Source organism: Microbispora rosea, from assembly GCF_900156315.1.
Lineage (GTDB): Bacteria > Actinomycetota > Actinomycetes > Streptosporangiales > Streptosporangiaceae > Microbispora > Microbispora rosea.
Map to the genome: position 1 here is coordinate 101,407 of NZ_FTNI01000017.1, position 15,583 is coordinate 116,989.

Below are 15,583 nucleotides of genomic sequence, written 5' to 3' on the forward strand. Positions count from 1 at the left end.
GCACTCCAAGGAAGGTTCTAACCGTAGATGCCCCACTGGATGAAGTAGGCCACCCGCTTGTAGCGGTCCCCGCCGCCGGTGGCGGCCTGGGCCGCTGCCGGCGCTAATCCGGCCATCAGGGTGGCGGCGACCGCCACGGCGAGGGTCCTTCTCATGAGCACGCCGGCCTCCCGAGCGCCTTTTTATAGGAAAGTTTCCTGTAAATTGCCGCGATCGTAGACCGGGGTGATCAGGCCGTCAATGGCGGGGTGCGGCCGGCAGCGGCCTGGAGACCGGCCCGGTGGCGCGACCGCGCCGCCGGGGCATCGCCCGCCCCGCCCACGTGCGGCGGGGTGGGCGGTGACGGGTCACGGATGCATGAGAAGCAGGGGGTCGCAGGTGTCGGTTCCCACCAGCTTGGGGTTGTTCGGGTCGCGCACGGCCTTCTCGCTGTTGACGATGTAGTAGCCGCCGGCGGGCCGAGGTATCACGATCAGCGTCTGGTACTGCATGATCGCCTGGGCCTTGGCGGTCGTCGCTCCGTGTCCGAGGGCCCGGACCAGCATGCTCCTGAGCATGGCGAAGAGGTTGTCGTGCGTGAATCCGGGCCAGATGAGCACGCGGTAGGTGTGCGGAATGATCCCGAGGGTCTCGCTGAAGCCCCGGACCGACACGCGCGAGTCCGCCCAGTTCGCCACGGTTCTGGCGGCCAGGTTGTCCTGGGCGGCGAGGTCGTGCCAGGACTCCCAGCGCGCCCGTGCCATGTGAATGTGCAACTGGTCGAAATCTCTGGCCTGCTTCGAATTGATCCCCAATCCCACCGGGGTGGGAACCACGGTGGGAGGCTGGGTGGCATAGTAGTCGGCGGCGCTCCAGTAATTCGGTGCGCTGTTGTCGCAGATCCACGGGCACTCGATGCCGTTGACCCGCTCGGTGGGGACGAGGATGTAGTTGACGTACTTCTTCTTGCTCTTGGCGCCGCCCATCACCACGTAGTCGGCGTGGTTCTGCAGGCAGGTGTTGTTGCTGTGACACTTCTGCATGTGCTGCCAGAGAGAGTCCGAGTCGGTGGTCTTGCCGCATTTCTTGGGATCGGGGCCCTTGGCGCATGCCGACGAAGCCGCGGCCAGCGCATGTTCGGCGCCGGCGAGAATGCCCCCGCCCGCGAGAATGGTGGTGCCCGCCAGGCTGGAGAACTGGATGAACCGGCGCCGCGTCAGCTCGCTCGCCTCGTCGTTCGCCCGGTCGCTTTCACGCATGATTACCCCCGACAACCCGCATCTGATGCCCTTTTGCCGCGATTTCCGCGCGCACCGCGGTTCCGCCCGTACGCGGGACCGGAAACGGCCTCGTCAATCAAAGATCGACGCACTCGGCCAGGTTGATCCCCTCCCTGACGGCCGGTAAAAGCCCCTGGCGCAGGCTTGAGTTTCCGCAGGAAAGACCGAAACCCTTCCCCGGGTGCCGCGAGAATCGTCCGGTGTTCCGCTTCCCGGCGTGAACGGGCAACCGGCGCCGAAAATGCGATGATTTGTCGCGGCGTTGCGGCAGTGGCCGGGCGGGCGCCCAGGAGAATGATCCGGCCCTGCATATCGCGCGATATTCGGGCGAGTGCGAAAAAGCTGTATACAGCGCTGCTTTCCGGCAGTAATCCCAGATCGGGCGTCGAGGGCAGGGCGCGAGTGACGGCAGACTGGAGAGCGTGCCTTCAGTGCTTCCCGACGGCGATCCCGTCCCCGCGAGCGGCGAGCTGCCGTCCGGGGCCCTCGACGGGCTCGGCTCCCGTCCGTTCGGCTTCTACGTCCACGTGCCGTTCTGCGCGACACGCTGCGGCTACTGCGACTTCAACACCTACACGGCGGCCGAGCTCGGGCCCGGCGCCGCGCAGCGCGACTACGCCGCCACAGCGGTCGAGGAGATCCGGCTGGCCCGGCGCGTGCTGGGAGACGCGGCGCCGCCCGTGGAGACCGTCTTCTTCGGCGGCGGCACGCCGACCCTGCTGCCCGCCGCCGACCTCGTACGGATCCTGGACGCCATCGGCGAGGAGTTCGGCCTGCGGCCCGGCGCCGAGGTGACGACCGAGGCCAACCCCGAGTCCGTGGACCCGGCCTACCTGAAGGAGTTGCGGGCGGGCGGGTTCACCCGGGTGAGCTTCGGCATGCAGAGCGCGGGCGAGCACGTCCTCGCCGTTCTCGACCGGCGGCACACCCCCGGCCGGCCCGCCGAGGCCGTGCGGGAGGCCCGCGAAGCCGGGTTCGAGCACGTCAACCTCGACCTGATCTACGGCACGCCGGGGGAGAACGACGACGACTGGCGGGCCTCCCTGGCGGCCGCGCTGGCCGCCGGGCCCGACCACGTCTCGGCGTACTCCCTGATCGTCGAGGACGGCACCCGGCTCGCCGCCCGGATCCGGCGCGGCGAGCTGCCGATGCCGGACGACGACGTGGCGGCCGACCGCTACCTGATCGCCGAGGAGATGCTGACGGCCGCGGGCCTGAGCTGGTACGAGATCTCCAACTGGGCGGCGGGCGACGAGGCCCGCTGCCGCCACAACCTGCTGTACTGGACCGGCGGCGACTGGTGGGGGGCCGGGCCGGGGGCGCACAGCCACGTCGGCGGCACCCGCTGGTGGAACGTCAAGCACCCCGCGGCGTACGCCGCCCGCCTGGCGGCCGGGGCCTCGCCCGCGCACGCCCGTGAGGTGCTGTCGGCGGAGGACCGGGCCGTCGAACGGGTCATGCTGGAGCTGCGCCTCGCCTCGGGCCTCCCGCTCGCCGATCTCGCCCCCCAGGCGCGTACGGCGTGTGCGAGGGCGCTGGCGGACGGATTGCTGGAGGTGGAGGCGTTCAAGTCGGGACAGGCCGTGCTCACGCTGCGCGGCAGGCTGCTCGCGGACGCCCTGGTGCGGGACCTCACACCTTAGCCCGTGACGAAGTCGATCAGTTCTTCCACGCGGCCGAGCAGCTCGGGCTCCAGGTCGGCGTAGGTCGTGACGCGGCCCAGGATGTGCCGCCACGCCTCCTGGGGGTCCATCCGCCAGCCGAGGGCGTCGATCACGCCCTCCTTCCAGGGCACGCCGCGCGGCACGTCCGGCCAGGCGGGGATGCCGAGCGCCCGGGGCTTGACCGCCTGCCAGATGTCCACGAACGGATGCCCGACGATGAGCACGTCGTCTCCGGACACCCGGGCGGCGATGCGGCTCTCCTTCGATCCGGGCACCAGGTGGTCCACGAGCACCCCAAGCCGCCTGCCCGGCTCGGGGCCGAACTCCTCGACGATCGCCGGGAGGTCGTCCACACCCTCCAGGTATTCGACGACGACCCCTTCCACCCGCAGGTCGTGCCCCCAGATCTTCTCCACCAGCGAGGCGTCGTGGACGCCCTCGACGTAGATGCGGCTCTCCCTGGCGACCTGCGCGCGCAGGCCCTCGACCGCGATCGACCCCGAGGCGCTCCGCAGCGGCCCCTTCGCGCCGGCCTGAGGGCGCACCAGCGTCACCGGTTCGCCTTCGAGGAGGAATCCGGCGGGCGTCAGCGGGAACACCCGCCGCCGGCCGAACCGGTCCTCCAGTGTCACGGCCTCCTTGTCGCAGGCCACCACGGCGCCGCAGAAACGGCCCTCGGCGTCCTCGACCACGAGGCCGGGCTCGGCCGGGATCTCGGGGATCTGCCCTCGCCGTGGCCGCCGCCAGTCTCCGGAAAGCACGTCCCGCCCGTACATGCGGGGAACGCTAGCAAATCACGCCCTGCGACGGCGGGCCGCGGAGCGACGGGCGAGCACGACGATCGTCACGATCAGCGCGGCCAGGAAGCCGACGGTGGGCAGGGCGAGCAGCGCGACGGCGCCGCCCACCAGCAGGCCGGCCGCGCCCGCGAGCTGCTTGCCGACACCGAAGCGCACCCCGTCGCCCTCGCAGGCGAGCGGGTAGGTGCCCGCCTCCGGCACGCCGGCCTCGAACAGCAGCTCCCAGGTCGTGCCGTTCAGCGTGAAGGTCTGCGAGACGGCCGGGCGGGTCAGCCGCACCCGCGGATCGGTGCCGTCGCCGAGCTGACAGCGGACGTCGGTGGGCTGGTCGACGGCCGCGTAGATCGCCGGCCTGTCCGCGGGGTCGAGCGCGACGCTCACCGACTGCCCGCCGGAGAAGACGGTGGCGGGTGCGGCGTCGCCGAGCGTGGAGAACAGGCCGCCGGCGAACCCGCCGACGCCCGCCACCAGCAGGACGACGAAGAGCGCCCAGGAGAGGAAGACCCACAGCAGCCGCGGCCGGACCGGCCGGGAGCCGGCGTACGGCGGGGGAGAGGGATGCGGCAGCCGCAAGGTCGCGCCGGCCGGCGCCGGGGGCATCATGGGGCGGGGCACCCGCATGGTCGCCTCGGCCGGCGGGAAGGTCTGATTCTCGTGCATGGGGTGAAGAGTCGACCATGCGGCTTGCGGTCGATTTGCAGCTCGCTTGTCCTGGTGCCTCCGCGTTATCGCACCACGTGGGGTGGTAGCCGTACACTTGGCACTCGGGAACACAGAGTGCCAGAGTCGGTGTTTCCAGGCACAGGGAGGTGGCACAGTGCTCGACGACCGCAAGCTCGCCGTCCTGCGCGCCATCGTCGAGGACTACGTGTCCACCAACGAGCCGGTGGGGTCCAAGGCCCTGGCGGACAGGCACAACCTCGGCGTCTCTCCGGCGACGATCCGCAACGACATGGCCGCGCTGGAGGAGCAGGGTTACATCGCCCAGCCGCACACCAGTGCCGGAAGGGTGCCGACGGACAAGGGATACCGCCTGTTCGTCGACCGGCTGTCGCAGATCAAGCCGCTGTCGGGCGCGGAGCGCAGGGCCATCGAGACCTTCCTCGCCGGGGCCGTGGACCTCGACGAGATCGTCATGCGCACGGTGCGGCTGCTCGCGCAGCTCACCCGGCAGGTCGCGGTGGTCCAGTACCCCTCGCTCACCAGGTCGTCGGTGCGCCATGTGGAGATCGTCCCGATCGCCGAGCGGCGAGTCATGCTGGTGCTGATCACCAACACGGGACGGGTCGAGCAGCGGATGGTCGACCTGCCCGAGGCCATCGCCGACGACCGGATCGCCAACCTGCGCGCCGTGCTCAACGCGTGTCTCGACGGGTGCGGGCTGTCCCAGGTGCCCGAGACCGTGGCCGATGTGCCCGAGCGGCTGCCCGCGGAGGACAGGCCGGTGGCGGCCACGATCCTTTCCGTGCTGTTGGAGACGCTCGTGGAGCGGCACGAGGAGAAAATCGCCTTCGCCGGTACGGCCAACCTCGCAGCCGCGGATTTCAGCGTCGGCCTGCGCGGCGTGCTGGAGGCGCTGGAGGAACAGGTCGTCCTCATCCGCCTGCTGGGGGAGACCGGCGGGCTGTCCGACATCACCGTCAGAATCGGATCCGAGAATCCCTACAGCGGGCTGCGCGGCACCTCTATCGTGGCCGCCGGATACGGTTCGGGCGACAGAGAACTGGCCCGGCTCGGAGTGCTGGGCCCGACACGAATGGACTATCCGGTGACGATGGGTGCGGTGCGCGCGGTGGCGCGGTACGTCGGCCAGATCCTGGCGGGGTCATAAGTGTCCAACGACTACTACGCGACCCTTGGCGTACGGCGCGACGCCAGCCAGGAAGAGATCAAGAAGGCATACCGCCGTCTCGCCCGTGAGCTGCACCCGGACGTCAACCCCGATCCGGAGACCCAGGAGCGGTTCAAGGAGATCAACCAGGCGTACGAGGTGCTGTCCGACGCGGGCAAGCGCCGTATGTACGACATGGGCGCCGACCCGTTCGGCGGCGCGGGAGCCGGGGCCGGAGCCGGCGGTTTCGGCGCGGGCTTCCCGTTCAGCGACATCATGGACGCCTTCTTCGGCTCGGCGGGCGGCGCGCGGGGGCCCCGTTCCCGCGCCCGCCGGGGCCGCAACGCCACCATCAGGGTCGAGCTCGACCTGGGGGAGGCGGCCTTCGGCACGACCCGCGAGATCGTGGTCGACACGGCCGTGGTCTGCGAGGTCTGCCAGGGCTCCGGGGCGGCGTCCGGCACGCACCCCGACACCTGCGACATGTGCCACGGGCGCGGCGAGGTGTCGCAGGTGACCCGTTCGTTCCTCGGTCAGGTCATGACCTCACGCCCCTGCCCCCAGTGCGGCGGGTACGGCAGCGTCATCCGGCACCCCTGCATGGAGTGCTCGGGCGAGGGACGGGTGCGGACCCGGCGCACGATCAAGGTCAGGATCCCGGCCGGCGTCGAGGACGGCACGCACATCCAGCTCGCCGGCGAGGGCGAGGTCGGCCCCGGTGGCGGGCCTCCCGGCGACCTGTTCCTGGAGATCGTCGAGCGGCCGCACCAGATCTTCGAGCGGCGCGGCGACGACCTGCACTGCACGGTTCACATCCCGATGACGGCCGCGGCGCTCGGCACCTCGATCGCGATCGAGACCCTCGACGGCACGGAGGACATCGACATCCGGCCCGGCACTCAGGCCGGCCAGGTCATCCCCCTGTACGGCAAGGGCGTCCAGCGGCTCAACGAGACCGGCAGGGGCGACCTGCTGATCCACGTGAACGTCGAGACGCCGGGCAAGCTCGACCCGCAGCAGGAGGAGCTGCTGCGCGAGCTGGCGAAACTGCGCGGCGAGGAGCGTCCGCCCGGCAAGTTCTCCCCGGGCCAGCAGGGCTTCTTCTCCCGCCTGCGGGACGCCTTCAACGGCCGCTGAGCTGATCGCATGACTGTTCCCGTGTTCCTGTCGGACGCGGCCGGCCAGGCGGCGGACACGATCGTCCTCGACGGGCCCGAGGGGCGGCACGCCGCCGCCGTACGCCGCCTGCGGCCGGGGGAGCGGATCGACCTGACCGACGGCGCGGGGCGGGTGGCCGAGTGCACGGTCACGGCGGCGGGGAAGGACTCGCTGACCGCCGAGGTGCTGCGCCGGTTCGAGGTTCCGCCGCCCCGGCCGAGGCTGGTGGTCGTGCAGGGCCTGCCCAAGGGCGACCGGGGCGAGCTCGCGGTCGAGATGATGACCGAGGCAGGGGTCGACGTGATCGTCCCCTGGGCCGCCTCCCGGTGCGTGACCCAGTGGAAGGGCGACCGGGCCGCCAAGGCCCTCGCCCGCTGGCGTGGTACGGCCCGCGAGGCGGCCAAGCAGGCCCGGCGCTTCCATCTGCCCGAGGTGACCGAGCAGGCCACGACCGCGGCGGTCGGCTCGCTCGTCTCGGCGGCGGCGCTCGCGGTCGTCCTGCACGAGGAGGCGGCCGAGCCGCTGAGCCGTCTGCCCCTGCCGCAGGAGCCGGGCGACATCGTGGTGGTCGTCGGCCCGGAGGGCGGCGTCACCGACGAGGAGATCGCCACGTTGCGGGCGGCGGGAGCCACGCCGGCCCTGCTGGGGCCGACGGTGCTGCGCACCTCGACGGCGGGCGTCGCCGCGGCGGCCGTCCTGCTGTCCCGCTGCGGCCGCTGGTGACGGCCGGCCGCGGATCCCCCGGCCGATGACCGGGGGTCAGGGGGAGGGCGTCGGGCTCGCCGGGTCGGGTGTCGTCGTCTCCGGTGGCGTCGTGCTCGGGGTGACCGGGGGCGCGGACTTCGTGTGCGGAGCCGACGAGGGACGGCGCGAGGCCGACGGCGTCACCACGGGCGGCTGCTGCGTCACCGACGCGGGCGAGCACGTCGGGGGGAGGGCCGCGTCGGGCTCGATCACCCCGGCCTGGGGCGTGGGCGTGACGCAGGGATCGGACGGCGACGGCGACGGCCTGGTGGTCGCGCCCGTCTTGCGCGTGGGGGACGGGCTCGGCCGCTGGCGGGACGGGCTCGGCGTGACGGGCACGATCACGACCGGCTGCGAGGGCGCCGAGTGGGGCGGCCGGGTCACCGACGAGGTGTCCCCCTTGTCCACGCGTTCGTCGCCGGCGGGGGCGATGCCCGTCGACTGCGCCACCTGGTCGCGCAGGTCGGGGACGACCATCACGACCGCGCCCGCCACGAGCACGGCGCCGGCGGCGGCCGCTCCGACGCGCCACCACAGCAAGTGCCGCAGGCCGCGCAGACCGCGCTGGTCGATCCGCCCGCGGATGATTTCGAGTCCATCGGGAGACGGCACGACCGAGTCCGCCTCCGCGCGCAGGGCACGGCGGAGCAACTCGCCGTACTCGTCGTCGGGAGGGAAGGTCATGAGAACTGCTCCAGTGCCATCCGTAGTGCGGCCATGCCGCGGGCCGTGTGACTCTTCACGGCGCCCTTGCTGATCCCCATCGCGTGTGCGATCTCGGCCTCCGACAGGTCGCCGTAGTATCGCAGCACCAGCGCCTCGCGCTGGCGGTTGGGTAAGCCGCGAAGCGCCTCGATGACGGCCGAACGCTCCAGTTCACCGATTGCGCCGTTCTCCGCGCTCGGCGCGTCGGGCAGCCCCTTGGGCGCGTACTTCTCGACGACCGCTCGGTGCCGCAGCACGGAACGCGATCGGTTCACGACCGATTGGCGAAGGTAGGCCAGTGCCTTGTCGGTGTCTCTCAGCCTGCGCCAGGCGCCATGAAGGGCGACGAACGCGTCCTGAACGACCTCTTCCGCGCTGGCCACGTCACGCACCAGCAGCACGGCGAGACGCACCAGTGACCGATAGTGAGCGCTGTAGAGCGCCGTCACGGCCATGTCGGCATCCCATCCGACGGGCACCGCTCCCAACGACCTGTCGGCCACGAGGGTCTCGGTGGTCACATCAATAGGACGCTCGTCATCCCCGGGGGGTTTACGTTCTTCCGAATCATGAGGGGGCATGGCCCAGCGGTGTCCTCGCCCGACACTAGGGGGGTTTTCTGGTGCAGTCTCGCACACTCACACTAGCCGGGGGGATCATTGCAGTCATCAACTACCGTCAACGGCTAGGCTTTCGCGCGTGAGCGAGTGCCTCTTCTGCAAGATCGTGGCCAAGGAGGTCCCGGCGGACATCGTCCTGGAGGCCGGGCGGGCGCTGGCCTTCCGCGACATCAACCCGCAGGCCCCCACCCACGTCCTCGTCGTGCCCAAGGCCCACCACGATAACGCCGCCGCGCTGGCGGCGGCCGACGACGGCCTCGCCGACGACCTGCTCAAGGCCTGCCACGCGGTGGCCGTGCAGGAGGGCGTGGCCGAGACCGGCTACCGGATCGTGCTCAACACCGGGGAGGGCGCCGGGCAGACGGTCTTCCACGTCCACGCGCACGTTCTCGGCGGCCGGGGCCTCACCTGGCCCCCCGGCTGAGCGGCTAAAGTGGGGAGGGAGCTAGGGAGGCGATCAGGGCCGCAAGGGCCGCCCATGTCCGAGTCACAGCACATGCACAAGACCCAGGCCAAGGTAGTCATCCCCGAGGGGCAGCCGATGGTCAGCCTCCTCGGGTCGGGTGACGAGCTGCTGCGGGTCATCGAGGGCGCTTTCAGCGCCGACATCCACGTGCGGGGCAACGAGATCACGATCACCGGCAGTCCCGAGGAGAGCGGCGTCGTCGTGCGCCTCTTCGAGGAGCTGGTGGAGCTGGTCGGCTCGGGTGCCGAGTTGTCCCCCGACGCGGTCGAGCGCAGCATCCACATGCTGCGGCAGGCCACCGACCGTCCGGCCGAGGTTCTGTCCCTGGACATCCTGTCCGCGCGGGGCCGCACCATCCGCCCGAAGACGGTCAACCAGAAGCGGTACGTCGACGCGATCGACAGGCACACGATCGTCTTCGGCATCGGCCCCGCCGGCACCGGCAAGACGTACCTGGCGATGGCGAAGGCCGTGAAGGCCCTCCAGAACAAGCGGGTCAACCGGATCATCCTCACTCGCCCCGCCGTCGAGGCGGGGGAGCGGCTCGGCTTCCTGCCAGGCACGCTCTACGAGAAGATCGACCCGTATCTGCGGCCGCTGTACGACGCGCTGCACGACATGCTCGACCCCGACTCCATCCCGCGCCTGATGTCGGCGGGGACGATCGAGGTCGCGCCGCTCGCGTACATGCGCGGACGTACGCTCAACGACGCCTTCATCATCCTGGACGAGGCGCAGAACACCTCGCCCGAGCAGATGAAGATGTTCCTGACCAGGCTGGGGTTCAACTCGAAGATCGTGGTCACCGGAGACGTGACCCAGATCGACCTGCCCGGCGGCCAGGACAGCGGCCTGAAGGTCGTCCAGCACATCCTCGAGGGCATCGAGGACATCCATTTCAGCAGGCTGACCAGCGCGGACGTCGTACGGCACAAGCTGGTGAGCGACATCGTCGACGCCTACGGCCGATACGACGCCGCGATGGCGTCGGAGCCGCGCGCGATCAACAAGCGGCCGCGGAACAACCGGCGGTGAGCGAGACCATGACGGGTGAGGAGACCCCGTGAGCATCGAGGTGGCCAACGAGTCCGGCGTCGAGGTCGACGAATCGGCGCTGGTCGAGCTGGCCGGGCACGTCCTCGGCCGGATGGGGATCAACCCGCTGGCCGAGCTGTCGATCCTGGTGATCGACGAGGCGGCGATGGCCGAGCTGCACGAGCAGTGGATGGGGGAGCCGGGCCCGACCGACGTGCTGGCCTTCCCCATGGACGAGCTGCGGCCCAACTCCGGCGGCCGGGACGAGGACGACGCTCCCGACCCGGCGCTGCTCGGCGACGTGGTGCTGTGCCCCCAGGTGGCGGCCAAGCAGGCCGCCGAGGCCGGGCACAGCGCGCAGGACGAGCTCGAGCTGCTGTGCACGCACGGCATCCTGCACCTGCTCGGCTACGACCACGCCGAGCCCGAGGAGCACGCCGAGATGTTCGGGCTGCAGGACGAGCTGCTCGGCGCCTGGCGGGAGGTGCGGCGTAAGCCGTGAACGACGGCTGGCTGCTCTCCGCCGTCTTCCTGATCGTCGCAGGTGGTCTGCTGGCGAGCGCGGAGACGGCGCTGACCCGCATCTCCAGGGTGCGCGCTGAGGAGTTCGTCAAGGAGGGCCGGCGCGGCGCGGTGCGGCTGCAGGCGATCGTCGCCGACCCGCCGCGCTACCTCAACCTGGTGCTTCTGCTGCGCCTGAGCTGTGAGCTCGTCGCGACGGTGATCACGACGCTGCTGTTCATCGACTGGCTCGGCGACCGCGGGCAGGCGTACACCGTGGCGGCCGTGGTGATGATCCTGGTGAGCTACGTCATCGTCGGGGTCATGCCGCGGACGCTCGGCCGCCAGCACGCCGAGCCGGTGGCGCTGGCGAGCGCGCCCATCGTGTACGGCCTGACGAGGATCTTCGGACCGCTGCCCGAGCTGCTGATCCTGCTCGGCAACGCGCTCACTCCCGGCAAGGGCTTCCGCGAGGGCCCGTTCACCTCCGAGGCCGAGCTGCGCGACCTCGTGGACCTGGCCGAGCAGCGCAGGGTCATCGAGCCCGACGAGCGGGAGATGATCCACTCGGTCTTCGAGCTCGGCGACACGCTGGTGCGCGAGGTGATGGTGCCGCGCACCGACATGGTCTTCATCGAGCGCGGCAAGACGCTGCACCAGGCGCTCTCGCTGGCCCTGCGCAGCGGCTTCTCCCGCATCCCGGTGGCGGGGGAGAACGAGGACGACGTGGTGGGCATCGCCTACCTGAAGGACATCGTCCGCCGGATCCAGGACACCGGCGACGGCGACGTGCGGGTGGACGAGCTCATGCGCCCCGCGACGTACGTGCCGGAGAGCAAGCCGATCGACGAACTGCTGCGCGAGATGCAGGCGCGGCAGATCCACCTCGCGATCGTCATCGACGAGTACGGCGGCACCGCCGGGCTCGTCACCATCGAGGACGTCATCGAGGAGATCGTCGGCGAGATCGCCGACGAGTACGACCAGGAGGCCCCGCGGGTCGAATGGCTGGACGACGGGGCGGTGCGGGTGACCGCGCGGCTCCCGGTCGACGAGCTCGGCGAGCTGTTCGAGACCGAGATCGAGGTCGAGGACGTCGACACGGTCGGCGGCCTGCTGGCGCACGCCCTGGGCCGGGTGCCGATCGCGGGCTCGGAGGCGGTGGTCGGCGGCCTGCGCCTGACGGCCGAGAACCTGGCGGGACGCCGCAACCGGATCAGCACGGTCGTCGTGCGCCGCGAGGAGCTCGCGACGGGCGACGAGGTCGTGGCCGCCGGCGCCGACCACGAGTGACCCGTCGCCGTCCGCGGCTGCAAGCGTCCTTCAAGCGAGTTGCAAGCGCGACCGGCCATTGTGATCCCAGGCGCTCAGAAGGGGTTCGGGGCGTCTCATTGGGGAGTCCGGCGCGCCGGGAGGGGTTCGCGGCGCTCCGGAGCCTCCTCTGGGGGATCCGTAATCGGTGCGGGGCTCTCACCCGTTCAGGGTGGGAGCCCCGTATTGATTCCGTATCGGTTACGCAATGTGATTACCCGCTCGCGGTCCGGGGAAGGACAACCTCCGGCAAAGCGGGGAGGCGGGTATGCGCATCGTCCACGCGGCCGTCGCGGGCTGCCTGGTCCTGGCCACCGGTGCCTGCGGCGCGGGCGGGGTCGCGTACGCCCCCGTCCGGGTGCCTCACAAGGCCGAGGTGAGGCGTCCGCCGACGGTGCTCGGCCGGATGGACGGCCTTCCCGAGGAGTTCTTCAGCCACGCGCGGTCCCCCTGGCGTCCGCCGTTCCGTCCCCGCGCCCGCGCGTGCCGCCTGCTGTTCGACGCGGCCGCGGGCAGGCCCCCGCGCGAGGGGCTCAGCGGCACGACCGCCGCCACCTACCAGGGCGCGCACGCGGGCGAGCTCGCCGGGGTCGGCGTCGCCGTCTACGACGGCGGCGAGGCGGCCGGGCATCTCGCCGCGCTCCGCGACGCCCTCTCCCGCTGCGCGACGGCCGACGACGGCACGCCGTACGACCGCTTGACCGCGCGGACGCCGCTGCCGGGCATCGGCGGGCCGGACGCGGCGGGCCGGGCCCTGTCCGGGAGGGTCGGCGGCTACCCCTACCGCATGCACCTGGTCGTCGCCCGCTCCGGCCACACGCTGATCGCGCTCGTGCACGCCGGCCTGACCCCGCCCGACCCCGCCCGCACGGCCGAACTGACACGGCTGCTCGTCCGCGAGGTCGGTACGCTTGACGCGTGACACAGACGCTGGACCCCGAGGACAACAAGATAATCACGCTGGCCAGGTCGGCGCGGGCGCGCGGCGGCACCCCCGAGGGCGCCGCGGTGCGCGACGAGACCGGCCGGACGTACGCCGCGACCACGGTGGCGCTGCCCTCGCTCCGGCTCTCGGCCCTCCAGGCGGCCGTGGCCATGGCCGTGTCCAGCGGGGCGAAGTCCCTGGAGGCGGCGGCGATCGTCACCGAGGCCGACGACCCGGCTGAGCAGGACGTGGCCGTCGTCGAGGAGATGGGCAACGGCACGCTGTTCCTGGCCGCCCCCGACGGCTCCCTGAAGGGCCGGTACATCTGACGTGGACGCCGAATCGAGCGGTTTCCGTGCGGGCTTCGCCTGCTTCGTCGGCAGGCCCAACGTCGGCAAGTCCACGCTGATGAACGCCCTGGTCGGCACCAAGGTGGCGATCACCTCGTCCAAGCCGCAGACCACGCGGCGGGCCATCCGCGGCATCGTCCACCGGCCGGACGCCCAACTGGTGATCGTGGACACCCCCGGATTCCACCGTCCCCGCACGCTCCTGGGCGAGCGGCTGGACAGCCTGGTGCTGTCCACGCTCACCGAGGTCGACGTGATCGGGTTCTGCGTCCCGGCGAACGAGCCGATCGGCAAGGGCGACCGGTTCATCGTCGACAAGCTCGCCGCCGTCAAGAAGACCCCGGTCGTGGCGGTTGTCACCAAGTGCGACCTCGCCACCCGCGAGCAGGTCGCGCACCAGCTTCTCGCGGTGTCCGCGCTGGCCGAGTTCGCGGAGATCGTCCCGGTGTCCGCGCAGGGCGGCGAGCAGCTCGACGTCCTCGCCGACGTGCTCGTCAAGCGGCTGCCCGAGTCGCCCCCGCTGTACGCCGGCGGGGAACTCACCGACGAGCCGGAGCAGGTGCTGGTCGCCGAGCTGATCCGGGAGGCCGCGCTGGAGGGCGTGCGCGACGAGCTGCCTCACTCGATCGCGGTGGTCGTGGAGGAGATGAACCCCCGGGAGGGCCGCGACGACCTCCTCGATGTGTACGCGCACATGTTCGTCGAGCGGCCCTCGCAGAAGGCGATCGTGATCGGCCCGGGCGGTGCGAGGCTCAAGGACGTGGGCACCCGCGCCCGGCAGCAGATCGAGGCGCTGCTCGGCACCCGCGTCTACCTCGATCTCCGGGTGAAGATCGCCAAGGAGTGGCAGCGCGATCCCAAGCAGCTGCGGCGTCTCGGCTTCTACGACTGACGGCCGTCACCGGCGGCGCAGCAGCGCGGCGGCGGCCAGCACGGCCAGCGCGACCGAGGCCAGCAGGCCGGCGAACCAGCCGTACTGGATCGTCGGGTGCACCCGCAGCAGCCCGGAGACCTGGAAGTCGAGCCGCCCCACGAGGTCGCGCGGGTCGGCGAGGAACATGGCCAGCGCGAAGGCGGCCACCGCGCCGGGCAGGATCGCCAGCCCGGTGAACAGCCAGTTTCGCGCCGCGCCGAGCACGCCGAGCAGCATCGCCGTGATCCCGGCGCCCAGCACGAACCAGCCGGGGCCCGCGTCCACGCCGCGCACGGCGTGCGTGAGCGACGTGTTGAGTATGCCGAACTCGGCGGTGAGGCCCGCCCACGGGAGGAGCGCGGTCACGGCCAGCGCGAACCCCGCGACGAACACGCCGACGGCCCGCAGGACGCCGGCCACGCTGGTGCCTCGCCGCGGACCGCCGGGGTGCTGCGTGGGATCCGACACGATCACCAGGCTACGGGTCGAGGCCCCCGGTTTCAGCCCCTGGCGTGCCGTGCGAGCCGTCCGGGCCCGACGCCGGGGAGGCGCCCGCCGCCTCCTCGCCGCGCCGCAGCCGCTCCCTGAGCTGGACCGCGTCCGCGCCGAGCGCGCACACCTGCACGCCCGGACCGGCCAGCGGCAGCGCCGCCCAGCCGTCCCCCAGCACGGCCCGCCGCTCGCGCTTGACGTCCGGCACGGCGGGCGGAGCCCAGGCGGGTCCCGCGAGCAGGGTCGAGCCGACGCACCGCGCGTCCCCGTAGACGGCCGGGCTGCCGTCCACCGCCTCCTCGCCCACCAGGAGGTCCTGGCGGAGCAGGGGCCGGCCGGCCACGGTCGCGTCGAACCGCGCGTGGCCGCGCCCCGGCCGTTCGCCGTGCCGCCCGAAGACGATCTCCTCCCGCCAGAAGACCGTGGCGTCCTCGGCGAGCGAGAGCCGTACGACGAGGCGGTGGGCGCATCCGGCGGCGAGGACGGTCGGCTCGGGGGAGAAGTGCAGGGTGGCGCCCGCGCCGACCCGCGCCCGAACGACCATGACCGAAGGGGTGTCCGCGAGACCCGGCAGCACCAGCGTGGCGCCCACCGAGCGGACCTCCAGGGAGGTGCCGGGGGCGACGTCCACCTCGAGGTCGAGGCGGTCGCCGCGCAGCGGTCCCGCGCCCGTCGAGACGAGGTGGACCCGCCGCGGGCCGGTCTGCCGCAGCGTCAGCGGAGGGTCGGACCGCAGCGTCTCCAGCCGGGTCCGGCCTCCGTCCGCGGCCTCCGTCCTGATCAGCGCACGCGCGGTGACCGCCGTCATG

Annotated in this window: 19 protein-coding genes; 11 read left to right on the top strand and 8 right to left on the bottom strand. The window is 71.8% G+C overall.

Features of this window, described 5'->3' with window-relative positions; genetic code table 11:
- Positions 1-17 precede the first annotated feature (17 nt).
- Both BXA11_RS43275 and BXA11_RS23265 read right to left on the bottom strand, forming a co-directional pair.
- On the bottom strand, positions 18-155 hold the full coding sequence (locus tag BXA11_RS43275; RefSeq protein WP_159454831.1) for a hypothetical protein: 138 nt from the start codon (positions 153-155) through the stop codon (positions 18-20).
- Between the two features lie 192 nt (positions 156-347).
- Entirely contained in the window at positions 348-1,238 is an 891-nt protein-coding gene (locus tag BXA11_RS23265) for a CDP-diacylglycerol diphosphatase (RefSeq protein ID WP_076437822.1), read from the bottom strand.
- 443 nt (positions 1,239-1,681) lie between these two features.
- Here BXA11_RS23265 and hemW point away from each other — a divergent pair, with 443 nt between their 5' ends.
- Positions 1,682-2,902, top strand: a complete 1,221-nt coding sequence (gene hemW, locus BXA11_RS23270; protein WP_076437824.1) for a radical SAM family heme chaperone HemW — start codon at positions 1,682-1,684, stop codon at positions 2,900-2,902.
- Here the strand turns inward: hemW and BXA11_RS23275 are convergent.
- Both BXA11_RS23275 and BXA11_RS23280 read right to left on the bottom strand, forming a co-directional pair.
- Complete coding sequence (locus BXA11_RS23275; protein ID WP_076437825.1) at positions 2,899-3,699, bottom strand: DUF3097 domain-containing protein; 801 nt, start codon at positions 3,697-3,699, stop codon at positions 2,899-2,901. The genes hemW and BXA11_RS23275 overlap by 4 nt on opposite strands.
- A gap of 18 nt (positions 3,700-3,717) precedes the next feature.
- Positions 3,718-4,383: a hypothetical protein gene (locus BXA11_RS23280; RefSeq protein WP_083744516.1), complete on the bottom strand. Its 666-nt coding sequence runs from the start codon at positions 4,381-4,383 to the stop codon at positions 3,718-3,720.
- A 157-nt stretch (positions 4,384-4,540) separates the two neighbouring features.
- On the opposite strand from BXA11_RS23280, the gene hrcA reads away from it, so the two are divergent.
- The 3 genes from hrcA to BXA11_RS23295 are packed head-to-tail and all read left to right on the top strand — an operon-like array spanning position 4,541 to position 7,435.
- A complete protein-coding gene (gene hrcA / locus BXA11_RS23285; protein WP_030506303.1) occupies positions 4,541-5,554 on the top strand; it encodes a heat-inducible transcriptional repressor HrcA in 1,014 nt (337 codons plus the stop codon).
- Positions 5,555-6,691, top strand: coding sequence for a molecular chaperone DnaJ (gene dnaJ, locus BXA11_RS23290; protein WP_076437827.1), 1,137 nt, complete (start codon positions 5,555-5,557; stop codon positions 6,689-6,691). It abuts the gene before it with no gap.
- A gap of 9 nt (positions 6,692-6,700) precedes the next feature.
- The gene (locus BXA11_RS23295; protein WP_030506301.1) at positions 6,701-7,435 is read left to right on the top strand and encodes a 16S rRNA (uracil(1498)-N(3))-methyltransferase; all 735 of its coding nucleotides are present in this window, start codon (positions 6,701-6,703) and stop codon (positions 7,433-7,435) included.
- 36 nt (positions 7,436-7,471) lie between these two features.
- Here BXA11_RS23295 and BXA11_RS23300 read toward each other — a convergent pair whose 3' ends face one another.
- Together BXA11_RS23300 and BXA11_RS23305 are read right to left on the bottom strand one after the other, a co-directional pair.
- Positions 7,472-8,140, bottom strand: coding sequence for a hypothetical protein (locus tag BXA11_RS23300; RefSeq protein ID WP_076437829.1), 669 nt, complete (start codon positions 8,138-8,140; stop codon positions 7,472-7,474).
- Positions 8,137-8,616, bottom strand: a complete 480-nt coding sequence (locus BXA11_RS23305; RefSeq protein ID WP_051761368.1) for a SigE family RNA polymerase sigma factor — start codon at positions 8,614-8,616, stop codon at positions 8,137-8,139. The genes BXA11_RS23300 and BXA11_RS23305 overlap by 4 nt, the downstream gene beginning before the upstream one ends.
- Before the next feature lie 244 nt (positions 8,617-8,860).
- Between BXA11_RS23305 and BXA11_RS23310 the strand changes: the two genes are divergently transcribed.
- The 7 genes from BXA11_RS23310 (at position 8,861) to era (ending at position 14,261) form a co-directional block, all read left to right on the top strand.
- On the top strand, positions 8,861-9,205 hold the full coding sequence (locus tag BXA11_RS23310; protein ID WP_030506298.1) for an HIT domain-containing protein: 345 nt from the start codon (positions 8,861-8,863) through the stop codon (positions 9,203-9,205).
- 54 nt (positions 9,206-9,259) lie between these two features.
- Complete coding sequence (locus BXA11_RS23315; RefSeq protein ID WP_076437832.1) at positions 9,260-10,282, top strand: PhoH family protein; 1,023 nt, start codon at positions 9,260-9,262, stop codon at positions 10,280-10,282.
- A gap of 28 nt (positions 10,283-10,310) precedes the next feature.
- Entirely contained in the window at positions 10,311-10,784 is a 474-nt protein-coding gene (ybeY, locus tag BXA11_RS23320) for an rRNA maturation RNase YbeY (protein WP_076437834.1), read from the top strand.
- Positions 10,781-12,076 (top strand): hemolysin family protein, encoded by a 1,296-nt coding sequence (locus tag BXA11_RS23325; protein ID WP_030506295.1) that lies wholly within the window; start codon positions 10,781-10,783, stop codon positions 12,074-12,076. Before ybeY ends, BXA11_RS23325 begins: the two co-directional genes overlap by 4 nt.
- Before the next feature lie 286 nt (positions 12,077-12,362).
- Positions 12,363-13,016, top strand: coding sequence for a hypothetical protein (locus tag BXA11_RS23330; RefSeq protein ID WP_076437836.1), 654 nt, complete (start codon positions 12,363-12,365; stop codon positions 13,014-13,016).
- Positions 13,013-13,348 (top strand): cytidine/deoxycytidylate deaminase family protein, encoded by a 336-nt coding sequence (locus BXA11_RS23335; protein ID WP_076437838.1) that lies wholly within the window; start codon positions 13,013-13,015, stop codon positions 13,346-13,348. Before BXA11_RS23330 ends, BXA11_RS23335 begins: the two co-directional genes overlap by 4 nt.
- Before the next feature lies 1 nt (position 13,349).
- Positions 13,350-14,261, top strand: a complete 912-nt coding sequence (gene era, locus BXA11_RS23340; RefSeq protein ID WP_030506292.1) for a GTPase Era — start codon at positions 13,350-13,352, stop codon at positions 14,259-14,261.
- Positions 14,262-14,267: 6 nt separating this feature from the next.
- Here the strand turns inward: era and BXA11_RS23345 are convergent, their stop codons facing one another.
- Positions 14,268-14,750: a hypothetical protein gene (locus tag BXA11_RS23345; protein ID WP_143734467.1), complete on the bottom strand. Its 483-nt coding sequence runs from the start codon at positions 14,748-14,750 to the stop codon at positions 14,268-14,270.
- Between the two features lie 10 nt (positions 14,751-14,760).
- Positions 14,761-15,582 carry an urease accessory protein UreD gene (locus BXA11_RS23350; protein ID WP_076437843.1) on the bottom strand — a complete coding sequence of 274 codons (822 nt, stop codon included), beginning with the start codon at positions 15,580-15,582 and terminating at the stop codon, positions 14,761-14,763.
- Position 15,583 lies beyond the last annotated feature (1 nt).

Bases quoted from the DNA above. Each gene is read 5' to 3' on its own strand.
- BXA11_RS23330 (WP_076437836.1), top strand. From the start codon at position 12,363: ATGCGCATCGTCCACGCGGCCGTCGCGGGCTGCCTGGTCCTGGCCACC.
- BXA11_RS23265 (WP_076437822.1), bottom strand. From the start codon at position 1,238: ATGCGTGAAAGCGACCGGGCGAACGACGAGGCGAGCGAGCTGACGCGG.
- BXA11_RS23315 (WP_076437832.1), top strand. From the start codon at position 9,260: ATGTCCGAGTCACAGCACATGCACAAGACCCAGGCCAAGGTAGTCATC.
- BXA11_RS23305 (WP_051761368.1), bottom strand. From the start codon at position 8,616: ATGGCCGTGACGGCGCTCTACAGCGCTCACTATCGGTCACTGGTGCGT.
- BXA11_RS23275 (WP_076437825.1), bottom strand. From the start codon at position 3,699: ATGTACGGGCGGGACGTGCTTTCCGGAGACTGGCGGCGGCCACGGCGA.
- BXA11_RS23280 (WP_083744516.1), bottom strand. From the start codon at position 4,383: ATGCACGAGAATCAGACCTTCCCGCCGGCCGAGGCGACCATGCGGGTG.
- BXA11_RS23295 (WP_030506301.1), top strand. From the start codon at position 6,701: ATGACTGTTCCCGTGTTCCTGTCGGACGCGGCCGGCCAGGCGGCGGAC.
- BXA11_RS23300 (WP_076437829.1), bottom strand. From the start codon at position 8,140: ATGACCTTCCCTCCCGACGACGAGTACGGCGAGTTGCTCCGCCGTGCC.
- BXA11_RS23350 (WP_076437843.1), bottom strand. From the start codon at position 15,582: ATGACGGCGGTCACCGCGCGTGCGCTGATCAGGACGGAGGCCGCGGAC.
- BXA11_RS43275 (WP_159454831.1), bottom strand. From the start codon at position 155: ATGAGAAGGACCCTCGCCGTGGCGGTCGCCGCCACCCTGATGGCCGGA.